A 13,176-nucleotide genomic window follows, 5' to 3' on the forward strand; every position below is an offset into this window, starting at 1 on the left:
TAAAACATTTCTTAAGCCTTAAAAACTATGAAACTCTATTAAATTTGCTTCATAGTATTGTTCTCCTAACTTACTTAACAACCCATTAATGATGTTTGAATCTCCATTCACAGCTATAGCAGAATACCCCACATCATTACGTTTGCCTAACCTTAAATCAATAATATTAATGTTTCTGGAGGCTAAAGCCGATAACAATATTAATAATACGCCTGGGGCATTATGATGCTTTGTTAAAATGACTTTTTGGCCAAGCGCTAAATTAAGACGCACACCATCCATTTCTAATAAATAGACGCCTTCATTATAATAATTTGGCAATACAGCATTTTCTTGATACGTTAGTTCTTTGAATAAACCAACATCAGTTCCCTTTATAAAATCAATGGCACTTTTTACATTACCATTATCAGCATCAATTGATAAGAATGCAGTTGCTGTACCATCTTTATTTGATTTTAAGCGTGCGGTTTCTACATTAATACCTTCTGAAGCTAAAGTGTTAAATAACGAGGAGATTACTCCTGGTTTGTCTAAGTGTTCAGAAAACAAACCATTTACAATATTTTTTGAGTCTTTTGGCATTTCACTAGTCACTGTAATAGACTTCCCCCACTTTCTTATTCGAATGGCATTATAATCACCCATACCTGTTGAGTTTTTATACAAATCAACAAACTCTAAAAACGAACCGCCAAATGAAAAATCTGGAATAATACGTCTTTCAGACTCTTTTAAACGCTGATTTAACAACTCAATACCTTTATTGAGTACGGTGTATTTCACTTTAAGTTCATGATCATCATAAATAGTGCGGTTTTCAGGAATCAGTTTAGAATAACTCACGTAGCTTTCATAACCAGCCTCTTGAATATACTCTAAACTTTCTTTATAATTCAATCCGTAATACTTCACATGATGTGTATCTGTACCCACACAAACAGGAATTTGAAGTGCATTAGCACGTCTTAAAATGTTTTGCGTAGGATACACCCCAACACCTTTGAATTTTCCAGCCATATTCACATCAAGAGATAAATTACGATCTGCAATCAACTCTAAAAGTGTTCTGAATTTATTAGCCAAAGGATGTGAACTTGTTTCAAAATTTATCAATGCCTCAGGCATATCAACGTTTAGTTTAGGCAAATCAATATGGCCAATAATTTGAATCATATCTCCAAAACTCTCAATCATTTGAATCATTTCATTGAAATAACCATCCCAGTAGGCCTCTAAACTCCCACGAAGTTTTAGTAATTCTTCCGCTTCCTCCTTTGAACCATCATAAGGCAAGCCTTCAGGCGCAAAATGCACGGAACCAATCACATAATCGGCATCCTCCGCTTGAAAGATTTTTGATCTACTCCATTGCAAGCCTAAACCTGGGCCCATCCATTCTAACTCAACACCGTATTTTATATTAATTTGTCCTTCGTATTTTTTTCGAAGATTAGAAATTCGCTTCGGATAATTAAGATATGATTTATTTCCTCTAATAAATTTTACGTTAGTTTCTCTTTCAGCGATATAACGAAAATTAGTTAAGCGAGGTGAATGAATAATAAACGTAATACTCGGGTTTCCTGCCTCAATAGCCTTATCAATAATATCTTCCAGCCTATCAATACCATGTTTTACATGATCTTGCTCTGTTCCCGCATGAATACCATGCGTTTCCCAAATAAATTCGTTGAGTTTTCTCATCAATCAATATGCTTTAGTTACTTTTAAAGACATCAAATTTAACTATTGAAAAAGAATAATTAACTATAACCTAATGCTTTTAATTATATTTTAAGAAGAAAACTTTTTTACCGATAATATTTTTTTAAAATAAGCCAGTTATTATGAATTCAATAAGTGTTTAAATTTATGTAGGTTTTGTTTAAATTCGCTTCATGTCTGTTAACCTACAAACTCCTATAGATTATTTAAAAGGTGTTGGTCCTAGTAGAGCTGATTTACTTAGGAAAGAATTAGGTATTCATACCTACCAAGATTTAATCAATTTATTCCCAAATAGGTATCTAGACCGAACACACTATTACAAAATCAATCAATTACAGCGTAATAATGCCGACGTTCAGGTAATTGGAAAAATCACCCATTTTAAAGAGGTAGCTCAAAAGCGAGGCAAACGTTTGGTGGCAACATTTCAAGATGATACGGGTACTATGGAACTTGTTTGGTTTAGGGGACAAAAGTGGATAAAAGACAAATTAAAATGTAACAAACCTTATGTGGTATTTGGTAAGACCAATTGGTTTGGTGGAAAATTCAACATGCCGCATCCTGAGGTTGAAGCTTTAGAGGAACATGAAAACAATCTGCGTTCGGCCATGCAGCCTGTGTATCCTTCTACTGAAAAACTTACCAATAGTGGCATCACCAATAGAGCCTTAAGTAAAATTATGCAACAGCTGTTTATTGAAACAGGGGGCAAATTTTCAGAAACCTTGCCCGATAGTCTTCGGGCCGAATTACAATTAATAAATAAACAATCTGCACTGTTTAATGTACATTTTCCCAAAAACCAAGAACTGCTGGCTAGAGCACAATTCCGATTGAAATTTGAGGAGTTATTTTATATTCAATTACAACTTATCATTAAGAATTTGATTCATAAATCAAAAATAAAAGGGTTCCCATTTAACCATGTTGGAGATTATTTTAATTCCTTTTTTAAGAACCATTTACCTTTCAATTTAACGTATGCCCAGAAACGTGTTTTAAAAGAAATTAGAGCTGATTTAGGGAGTCATGCTCAAATGAATAGATTATTACAAGGTGATGTAGGTTCAGGCAAAACAATTGTGGGGTTCATGTCAATGCTCATGGCACTTGACAACGGTTTTCAAGCCTGTTTAATGGCTCCGACTGAAATTTTGTCAGTTCAACACTATAGCGGATTACTTCAATGGTGTAAAAAACTGAATATCAATATAAAAATACTCACAGGTTCAACTAAAACTTCAGAAAGAAAAAAAATCCACGAAACTTTAGAAAATGGTCAGCTTCAAATAGTAATTGGAACGCATGCACTACTTGAAGACAAGGTCAAATTTAAAAATTTGGGGTTAGCTATTATTGACGAACAACATAGATTTGGAGTAGCACAAAGAAGTAAATTATGGCACAAGAACACCTCTCCTCCTCACATTTTAGTCATGACAGCAACTCCTATACCCAGAACCTTAGCTATGTCGGTTTATGGCGATTTAGATATATCAGTTATTGATGAGCTTCCACCTGGCAGAAAACCTATTAAAACAGTGCATCGTTATGATAACAACAGGTTAAACGTATTTCGATTTATACGTGATGAAATATCTAAAGGCAGACAAATCTATGTAGTTTACCCATTAATTCAAGAAAGCGAAAAAATGGATTACAAAGATCTTATGGACGGCTATGAAAGCTTATCAAGAGATTTCCCCATGCCTGATTATCAAATTTCTATTGTTCATGGTAAAATGAAACCTGAAGATAAAGATTATGAAATGCGGCGCTTTTTAAAGGGGGAAACTCAAATTATGGTTGCCACCACAGTTATTGAAGTGGGTGTAAACGTACCAAACGCCTCTGTAATGATTATTGAAAGCGCCGAACGGTTTGGGCTTTCACAATTACATCAACTACGTGGTAGAGTTGGCAGAGGCGCTAAACAAAGCTATTGTATTTTAATGACTAGCCACAAGCTAAGTAATGATAGCAAAGTGCGTTTGGAAACTATGGTTAAAACCAACGATGGTTTTGAAATTGCCGAAGTTGATTTAAAACTTAGAGGCCCTGGAGATATCATGGGCACTCAACAAAGCGGTGTGTTAAATTTAAAAATAGCTGATCTTATAAAAGACCAAGACATTCTGCAACATGCTAGATATCACGCTAAAAATATTTTAAAAATAGATCCTAAATTAGAGCTTTCAGAAAACAAATCTATCCTTAACACTTACAGACAGTTAAGTAAATTTAAAAACATTTGGAATTACATAAGTTAAAAAGCTCACCTTAACCATAAAGTGAGCTTTAAAAACTGATTGTAGTTTGATTGATGTTGACTTTTCTAATTTATAATTTGCCTAGTTTTTAATTTTATATAGTTGTTTTTCAAACCGACTAAGGGATTTATTGCTGTTTAAATTCAAATCATTCATACCACAGCCGCCCTGACTTGACACCAATTTATGCCCAGTATGAAATACTTGATACTAACTTTATAAATTCCTGTAATTTGAAAAACTGGTGCTTTAGAACTTGCTTGCAGGGTATGAAATTGCGTCTCTGTACTTACGCAACTTAAAAGACAAAAAAACAAAAAAATAGAGGAGATAATAATTTCCATAGGGTTGCTTAGTTGTTAAATGGATTTTCAAGTTAGGCAGAAAATCAAATCACAAATGTTAGCATTATGTTAAACAAGACTTAACGACTGTTAATTAACATTTTACAGCATGCATCTAACCTCTCTTATCACCTCATTAACACACAGAATTAAGTCTTTTTTTAATTACAACTAAAGAAGATTAAAAGAATGTTTAACTTTGCTTCTATTTATTTTCTATTCTACAGTAAGAATGATAAACATTCACCCAAAAACATTAAAAGATTTAGAATTTCCAACGGTTTTAGATCAAGTAAGCGAACTATGCATAACACCTTTAGGGCATCAAAAGACTTTAGAAATAAAGCCCTTTAAAGAACAAGAAGATTTGCTTTTTTCTTTACACTTAACAAATGAATACACGTCTTCATTTCATAATGATAACCGCATACCTAATCATGGTTTTGACACCATAGCTAAAGAAATTAAGCTCTTACAGATAGAAAACACGTATTTAGAAGTTCATGGCTTAAAGAAAATAGTAGCCATGTCAACCACTGTAAATGACATCATTGTCTTTTTAAAAAAATTTGAAGAATACTACCCCAACTTAAACACACTTGCTGCTTCTATTGAAGTTACTAAAGTTCTTATTGAAAAAATTGAAACCATTGTAGACCGTTTTGGAGACATCAAAGATAACGCCTCTCCACTTCTGGCAGAATTACGACAATCTATTAACAAAGTAAAGGGTAAAATTAATGCTAGTTTTAGTACAGCACTTAACACCTACCACAGTTTAGAATATCTTGATGACATTAGAGAAACTGTTGTAGACAACAAACGTGTTTTGGCCGTAAAAGCCATGTACAGGCGTAAGGTTAAAGGCTCTATTATGGGGAGTAGCAAAACAGGAAGTATTGTTTATATTGAACCTGAAGCCACCTTACAACACACCAGAGAACTCAATAATTTAGAATATGAAGAACACGAAGAAATTATTAGAATTCTAAAAGAAGTAACCAATTTTATTCGTCCGTTTTTACCGCTCTTGAAAGATTATCAGAAGTTTTTAATAGACCTTGATGTCATTTCAGCAAAAGCAAAATATGCACAATCTATGCATGCTATTCTTCCTGAGTTTTCAGAAGACAAAAGCATGTTTTTGCGTGACGCTTATCACCCCTTGCTTTATTTAAACAACCTCATAAAAAACGAAAAAACCTTTCCGCAAACTATAAGCCTTCAAAACGACAGTCGCATTATAGTTATTTCTGGTCCTAATGCTGGCGGAAAAAGTATTACCTTAAAAACCATTGGTTTATTACAAACTATGTTGCAATGCGGTATGCTCATACCCGTGCATGAACGTAGTCGCGTATGTTTATTCGACCGAATTTTAAGTGATATAGGAGATAATCAATCTATTGAAAATCACCTAAGTACTTACAGCTATCGCCTAAAACAAATGAATTACTTTTTAAAAAAATGCAACAAGAACACGCTTTTTTTAATTGATGAATTTGGTACAGGCTCTGATCCTGAACTAGGAGGTGCATTAGCCGAGATTTTTTTAGAAGAATTTTACCATCGTGAAGCTTTTGGTATCATCACGACACATTATTCCAACTTAAAAATATTAGCTAATGAATTGCCTTATATGGTAAATGCTAATATGTTATTTAATGAAAAAACATTAGAACCATTATTTAAGCTTGTAATTGGCCAGGCAGGAAGTAGTTTTACTTTTGAAGTTGCTCAAAAAAACGGCATCCCATTTAGCTTAATTAACAGAGCTAAAAAGAAGATTGAGCGCAGTAAAGTACGTTTTGATGCTACCATTGCCAAACTTCAAAAGGAACGTTCTAAACTAGAAAAAACAGGACTATCCTTAAAGTTAAACGAAAAAAAGAAAAGTGAAGAAGCGGATAAACTAGAGGAGATCAATGCAAAAATTCAAAAAAAACTAGAAGATTATCAGGAGCTATATGATAGCAATCAACGTCTTATTTACCTTGGTCAGAAAGTAAATGATATTGCCGAAAAGTATTTTAACAACAAACAAAAACGTGCAGCGATTGATGAGCTTTTTAAATTAATTCAGATTGAAAACTCAAAGCGCAAAAAAGTTTCCAAAAAACAAAAACAAGCTGAAAAAAATAAGGAAAAACAAATACAACAAGAGGTAAAAAATAAAGTTGAGGTTATTAGAAAAAAGAAACAAGAAGAAAAGAAAAAAAACATTGAAGCACCAAAACCAAAGCCTATTATAAAACTTGGTGATCGTGTACGCCTTGAAGATGGACGCGCCATTGGCACGGTTGATAAAATTGAAAAAAATAAAGCGGTAGTAAACTACGGTATATTTACTACAAATGTAAATCTTGATTTATTAGAACTGGTTGAAGCAAAAAAATAAATTTATCTAAAGCAGCCCACTAATCTTCAAACCCTTATATTTCAATTTTTACAGTTAAAATCAGCGAGAGATTTGGGTTTTCCCTGTTTTTAAATCTTCCTCTTTTTGCGATACAGAAGCCATTATTTACCTTTCGGCCTCAAAGACTTTTTTCGAGCGCTTTCAAATATTTCCTCTTCCTTTAACACATTTTCTTCATGAGGGTCAAACCAGCCCGGTTTCATATTTTTTGAATCCCATAATTTGTATTCTTCTTCTAATTCGGCAACCATATCAGGATTGTCTTTTGCAATATCATGACGTTCTAAAGCATCATGTTTTAAATCGAAAAGCAATGTTTTATTTTTATAAGCGCTCTTGTACAATTTATAATCGCCCTTTCTAACCGCATATTCAAAACCTCCTGAAGACCGCCAAAACAACTTCTCATGCGGTTTAGCTGACTTTTCTTTATGACTTAAATAAGGCAAAAGATTCACGCCTTCTAATTGAGGTTCATCACTCAAATTTCCTCCTGCAGCCGACAATAATGTTGGAAACAAATCCAACGAAGAAACCACCTGCTCATAACGTTGATAATTTTTCAGACCCTGTGGCCAGGAAATAAAAAATGGTACTTTAATGCCACCTTCAAAAAGCATCCCTTTATGACCGCGGTTGGGTCTGTTGTCTGCATGCGTACCTCTACCTCCATTATCACTTAAAAAGACTATAACTGTATTATCTTTAATACCGTGAGCTACTAAGGTGGAGTCTATTCTACCCACACCATTATCCACAGCGTTTACCATGGCACCATATATGCTTCTTCCTGCATATTCAATATGTTTTGTGTTTTCTAAATATTGCTTTGTAGCATGGTCTGGGGCATGTGGCGCGTTATAAGCTAAATACATAAAGAATGGTTTCTTCTTATGCTGAGAAATAAAGTTAATCGCTTCATTGGTAAAATCATCTGTTAAATATGTTAGTTCACTTTCAGGAACTTTTTTTCCATTTCTATAAATAGTTCTCAAAGGCCCGTCTGAAATTCCCCAATAATTCATACCTCCTCCTGGAAACCCAAACCAATGATCAAACCCTTGTTGTGTAGGATGTAAATTAGGGTGATCTCCTACATGCCACTTCCCTATAGCGCTAGTGGTATAACCTTGTTCTTTTAAGGCTTCTGATAGCATTTTTTCACTTAGCGGGGTTCCTACTGAATCATCATTTTCACCTTCGTAAGGCATATTACAATCATGACCAAACCTTGCTTGATATCTTCCTGTTAACAGACCTGCTCTTGACGGGCTGCAGTATGGATGAGAAACGTAACCATTTGAAAACACAATCCCCTCTGATGCAATTCTATCTAAATTTTCTGTAGGAATATCAGTTCCTCCATTAAAGCCAACATCTGCCCACCCTTGATCATCCGTTAAAACAATTATAATGTTTGGCTTTTCTGCTTTTGGCTTTACGCTTTCGCCGCCTTCTTTTCTTAAAAATGCAGAACAAGCCAATACCACAAAACTTAATGTACTAAATATCAATATTATATTAAGAATTTTATTTTTTTTCATTCTAATTCATTTTAAAATTAATTAACCAGACACAATAAATATAAGGGGTTACTTATCAATCCAATCCATTATAACTTCTTGGTAAAATTAAATTATGAAATTCAAAACAACCTGATCTTTGAGTTTTTTTATATAACATATGGTTAAATTTAAAATTTTGGTTCTCGATGATTTTTATAACGTAGATTAATAAATTATTTTTAAACACTACACTAAAACTAAACTTATAAAACATCTTATATGAGGCATCTAAAACGAACCGTAATTCTAACTTTTTGTTTAAGTATTTTTATATTTTTCTCGTGTCATTCAGAGAAATTACAACCTACGAAAGATCAAAATTTCAACAAAGATTGGTTATTTAAAAAGGGCGCATTATCAAATGGCGAAACCACCGATTTAGATGATAGTGCTTGGCGAAAACTAAACTTACCACATGACTGGGCTATTGAAGGCCCTTTCAGCAACACATACAATGCGAGAACAGGCGGGCTACCTGTTCATGGAGAAGCTTGGTACAGAAAACATTTTTCTGTAAATCCTTTAGAAAAAGGAAAACGTATTTCAATTGAATTTGATGGTGCCATGAATAATGCTAAAGTTTGGTTAAATGGGCATTACATAGGCGAACGCCCCTACGGATATATTGGTTTTGAATTAGATTTAACCGAACACATAAAATTTGGAGAAGACAACCTCATTGCAGTTCAACTTACCCCTCAAGATTTAGCCGCACGTTGGTACTCTGGTGCTGGTATATACAGAAATGTTCGCTTAAAAATCAATAACCCTGTACATATTCCTCAATACGGAACGTATGTAACAACGCCTGAAGTTTCAAAAGAAAAGGCTCTTATCAACATAAAAACAAAGGTGGTTAGCTTTGACTCCAAAACCTCAAAAGCTGTTTTAAAAACAAGCATTCACGATGAAAATGGACTAATTGTTGCTGAAAATAATCAAGATATTACATTGAGTTCTGAGGTTGACACAGAGGTTTTACTAACGGTTAACAATCCTAATCTTTGGGATATTACAACCCCTGTTCTATACCAAGCAAAAAGCATGGTGTATATTGATAATCAACTAGTAGACACCTATATTACACATTTTGGCATAAGATCTATTGCTTTTGACAAAGACAAAGGATTTATGCTCAATGAAAATCAGGTTGAATTGAATGGTGTTTGTATGCATCATGATCAAGGGCCGTTAGGAGCAGCCATAAATTATAGAGCCAAAGAACGCCAAATGCAAATTATGAAAAGTATGGGTGTTAATGCTTTAAGAACCAGTCACAATCCGCCTTCACCTGAAATGCTTGAAGTGTGTGATAAATTAGGTATTTTGGTTATTGTTGAAGCTTTTGATGAATGGAAAATGGGTAAGGTTCCCAATGGGTATAATCAATATTTTGATCAATGGCATGAAACTGATTTGCGAGATATGATTAAAAGAGATAGAAATCACCCTTCGGTCATCATGTGGAGTATAGGAAATGAAATTCTAGAACAAGGAAAAAAGGATGGTTGGAAAATTGCAAAACAACTAAATGATATTTGTCATGATGAAGACCCCACTAGACCAACTACGGTAGGTTTCAATTATTTTCCTGCTCCTTTTGAAAATCACTTGGCGGAACATGTCGATATTGTTGGTATGAACTATTGGCCAGAGCAATACAACTCGATTTTAGAAAATAATCCTGATATGATTGTTTATGGATCCGAAACTTCTTCACAAACCAGCAGTCGTGGCGTATACCATCTACCCATTGCATTTAAAGAACAACACGAAACCAATCATGTTTCAAGTTATGATGTTACGGTAGGTCCACCTTGGGCCTATGCACCAGATATTGAGTTTGACGCACAAGCCAAAGAACCACGATCTTTGGGCGAATTTATCTGGACAGGGTTTGATTATTTAGGAGAACCTACACCCTATGGAGGTCGAGACAATTCAACCAATGGCTATTGGAATGATGATTGGCCATCACGATCTTCATATTTTGCTCCTGTAGATCTATGCGGTTTTCCTAAAGACAGGTATTATTTATATCAAAGCCAATGGACATCAAAACCCATGGTACATGTATTGCCACATTGGAATTGGGAGGGTAAAGAAGGACAGGATATTCCTGTTTTCGCATATACAAATGCTGAAGAAGTTGAATTGTTTGTAAATGGGGCATCGTATGGAAAAAAGGTAAAAGGAAAAGATGTTACCGAAATACCAGCTGAATATCATGATTATAAAAAAGGCTGGTACAAATCAAAATACCGTTTATCATGGCAAGTTCCTTACCAACCAGGTAGCATTAAAGTTGTAGCTTATACAGACAATAAAATAGTAGCTACTAAAGAAATAAAAACAGCCGACAAACCAGCTAAATTAACGTTAATAGCAGATAGAACAGAAATTCAGGCTGATGGAACCGACTTATCATTCGTTACCGTTAAAATTGAGGACGAAAACGGAAACCTATGCCCATTAGCTAGTAACTTAGTAAACTTTTCAATTGATGGCGAAGCAACTCTGGCTGCAGTAGGCAATGGTGATCAAACATCATTAGCTTCCTTTCAAGCTAATGAAAGAAAGGCATTCAATGGGTTGTGTATGCTTATAATCAAATCAACAGAAAATTCAGGTATTGTAAAAATTACCGCATCTTCTGAAGGTTTACAACCTAGCACAGTGAACATCACAACCAAATAAACCATACAAAATGAAATTTTTGCTATTTAACATTCTATGGTTTTTATTAGGTTTTTCAGTATACGCGCAGTACAATATTGTTTTTATTGAATCTGATGATCAAAGCAATCAAACTATTGGGGCTTTTGGAAATACCTTAATAAAAACACCTAACATGGATAGGCTTGCTTCAGAAGGCATAGCGTTTACTGCGGCCTATAATATGGGATGTTGGTCGCCTGCTGTTTGTATTCCGAGTAGAACCATGCTGTTCTACGGAAAGTATCTCTGGGATTCACAAAAAATAACAAAAACCAATGCTCCCAAAGCGCTTCCAGAATTACTAAAAGACAAAGGCTATAATACGTATATGACTGGAAAATGGCATGCTTGGGGAAAGCCTCCAAATGACATTTTTGATGACTTAGGAAGCATTCAGCCAGGGCAATTAAAAACGTACCATACTAAACAAGGACATGTAACCGATATTACGGGACAGGAAGCAGTAAGCTATATTAAGAGTTATAAACATGAAGCGCCTTTCTTTTTATATGTTGGCTTCAATGCGCCTCATGTACCGAGACAAACAAAACAAAAGTACTATGACATGTACCCCACAGAGCAAATTCAATTACCTCCTAGTGTAGTACATAATGGGCCTTTAAACCCTAATATAAAATACAACTACACCAATCCGCCTATAAAACATAAAACCATGAAAAGTAGGGTTCAGCAGAATAACGCCATGGTAAGTCATATGGATGAACGGGTTGGAGATATTTTAAATGCTCTTCAAGAAAAAGGACTTTATGATAAAACTATTATTGTTTTTATGTCTGATCACGGCATCAGTTTTGGAGAAAACGGTGTGGCCGGAAAAGTATGCCTATATGAACCGAGTGTTACGGCTCCACTTATTATAAAAGCGCCAAATTTAGATAAGAATAAAATATACAATGACCGTGTTTATCTGCAAGACATAACTCCTACGCTTTTAAATATGCTAGACATTGAAATACCTCATTATGTAAAATTTCAGAGTCTTATTCCCATAATAAAACACAACGCCAAACCAAGAGCATCTATTTATTTAGCCATGTTTGACGACCAAAGAGGTATTATACGCAATAACAAAAAACTAATCATGTATCCCAAATCTGGTGACATTGAATTGTATGATTTAGAAAAAGACCCTTGGGAAACCAAAAATCTAAAAAACACAAAGGGAGCCAGAACTCTAATATCAAGTTTAATAGCAGATTTTAAAACTTGGCAAAAAGAAACAGGAGACACTTTAGATATCTCTCCTATATTCAAAGCCTTTACAGAATGAAAATTACAGTAATCATAGTAGGTCTTGCGCTTTTATGTGGTATTGTCTCTAATAAAGTTCAATCACAATCAAACATTGTGCATGATACGCTTACCACAACATGGAAAGGTTTCAAAAGATTAGATTTTAAACTAGAAAATCATGAGGTAAGGCTAACTATACCTCATAAAAAAGCAACTGGAGCTCCTTGGATTTGGCGTGCGCGTTTTCCTGACTATCATAGTGACATTAACAGCTTATTGTTGGATGCAGGTTTTCATGTTGCTTACATAAATACCAATAACATGTATGGAAGTCCTAAAGCTATTACTGTTTGGAATAACTTTTACAAGTTTTTAACCCACAAGTTTCAATTAAATAAAAAAGTTGTGTTTCATGGGCATAGCAGAGGCGGATTGTTTGTTTATAATTGGGCAAAATTAAATCCTGATAAAGTGTCTTGCCTCTATCTGGATGCGCCTGTATGTGACTTTAAAAGCTGGCCTGTTGGATTTGGTTATTCTAAAAGAAATCATAAAGACTGGAATCAATTAAAACTAGTTTATGGTTTTACTTCAGACTCAGAAGCGAAGTCATATACCAACAACCCCATTGATCATTTACATGAATTAGCCAAAGCACAAATTCCTGTGCTGCATACCATAAACCTTAATGATAGCGTGGTGCCCCCTCATGAAAACACCATAAAACTAATCAACACTTATATAAGTTTAGGTGGCATTGCCAGCGTTTATCCTTGCTCAACCGAAAAAGCAAGTTTAGACGAGCATCATTATGATATCCCTAATACCGAATATGTAGTAAATTTTATAAAGCAAAATCTGAATTAAAAATA

7 protein-coding genes are annotated in these 13,176 nt (G+C 34.4%); 5 read left to right on the forward strand and 2 right to left on the reverse strand.

Annotated features, from left to right (window positions below):
- Window positions 1–18: 18 nt before the first annotated feature.
- On the reverse strand, window positions 19–1,707 hold the full coding sequence (locus tag FGF67_RS02765; protein ID WP_139694941.1) for a histidinol-phosphatase HisJ family protein: 1,689 nt from the start codon (window positions 1,705–1,707) through the stop codon (window positions 19–21).
- 194 nt (window positions 1,708–1,901) lie between these two features.
- Here FGF67_RS02765 and recG point away from each other — a divergent pair, with 194 nt between their 5' ends.
- A complete protein-coding gene (gene recG / locus FGF67_RS02770) occupies window positions 1,902–4,004 on the forward strand; it encodes an ATP-dependent DNA helicase RecG (RefSeq protein ID WP_139694942.1) in 2,103 nt (700 codons plus the stop codon).
- Window positions 4,005–4,580: 576 nt separating this feature from the next.
- A complete protein-coding gene (locus FGF67_RS02775; RefSeq protein WP_139694943.1) occupies window positions 4,581–6,746 on the forward strand; it encodes an endonuclease MutS2 in 2,166 nt (721 codons plus the stop codon).
- Window positions 6,747–6,868: 122 nt separating this feature from the next.
- On the opposite strand, the gene FGF67_RS02780 is transcribed toward FGF67_RS02775, so the two are convergent.
- Entirely contained in the window at window positions 6,869–8,311 is a 1,443-nt protein-coding gene (locus FGF67_RS02780) for a sulfatase-like hydrolase/transferase (RefSeq protein ID WP_139694944.1), read from the reverse strand.
- A 240-nt stretch (window positions 8,312–8,551) separates the two neighbouring features.
- On the opposite strand from FGF67_RS02780, the gene galB reads away from it, so the two are divergent.
- The 3 genes from galB to FGF67_RS02795 are packed head-to-tail and all read left to right on the forward strand — an operon-like array spanning window position 8,552 to window position 13,171.
- Window positions 8,552–11,029: a beta-galactosidase GalB gene (gene galB, locus FGF67_RS02785; protein WP_139694945.1), complete on the forward strand. Its 2,478-nt coding sequence runs from the start codon at window positions 8,552–8,554 to the stop codon at window positions 11,027–11,029.
- A 10-nt stretch (window positions 11,030–11,039) separates the two neighbouring features.
- Complete coding sequence (locus tag FGF67_RS02790; RefSeq protein WP_139694946.1) at window positions 11,040–12,341, forward strand: sulfatase-like hydrolase/transferase; 1,302 nt, start codon at window positions 11,040–11,042, stop codon at window positions 12,339–12,341.
- Window positions 12,338–13,171 (forward strand): alpha/beta hydrolase family protein, encoded by an 834-nt coding sequence (locus tag FGF67_RS02795; protein WP_139694947.1) that lies wholly within the window; start codon window positions 12,338–12,340, stop codon window positions 13,169–13,171. The genes FGF67_RS02790 and FGF67_RS02795 overlap by 4 nt, the downstream gene beginning before the upstream one ends.
- The last annotated feature ends 5 nt before the right edge of the window (window positions 13,172–13,176 follow it).

Source organism: Allotamlana fucoidanivorans, assembly GCF_006265225.1.
GTDB lineage: Bacteria > Bacteroidota > Bacteroidia > Flavobacteriales > Flavobacteriaceae > Allotamlana > Allotamlana fucoidanivorans.

Excerpts from the sequence above, each read along its gene's own strand:
- FGF67_RS02795 (WP_139694947.1), top strand. The coding sequence starts at position 12,338 with ATGAAAATTACAGTAATCATAGTAGGTCTTGCGCTTTTATGTGGTATT.
- FGF67_RS02790 (WP_139694946.1), top strand. The coding sequence starts at position 11,040 with ATGAAATTTTTGCTATTTAACATTCTATGGTTTTTATTAGGTTTTTCA.
- galB (WP_139694945.1), top strand. The coding sequence starts at position 8,552 with ATGAGGCATCTAAAACGAACCGTAATTCTAACTTTTTGTTTAAGTATT.
- FGF67_RS02775 (WP_139694943.1), top strand. The coding sequence starts at position 4,581 with ATGATAAACATTCACCCAAAAACATTAAAAGATTTAGAATTTCCAACG.
- FGF67_RS02780 (WP_139694944.1), bottom strand. The coding sequence starts at position 8,311 with ATGAAAAAAAATAAAATTCTTAATATAATATTGATATTTAGTACATTA.
- FGF67_RS02765 (WP_139694941.1), bottom strand. The coding sequence starts at position 1,707 with ATGAGAAAACTCAACGAATTTATTTGGGAAACGCATGGTATTCATGCG.
- recG (WP_139694942.1), top strand. The coding sequence starts at position 1,902 with ATGTCTGTTAACCTACAAACTCCTATAGATTATTTAAAAGGTGTTGGT.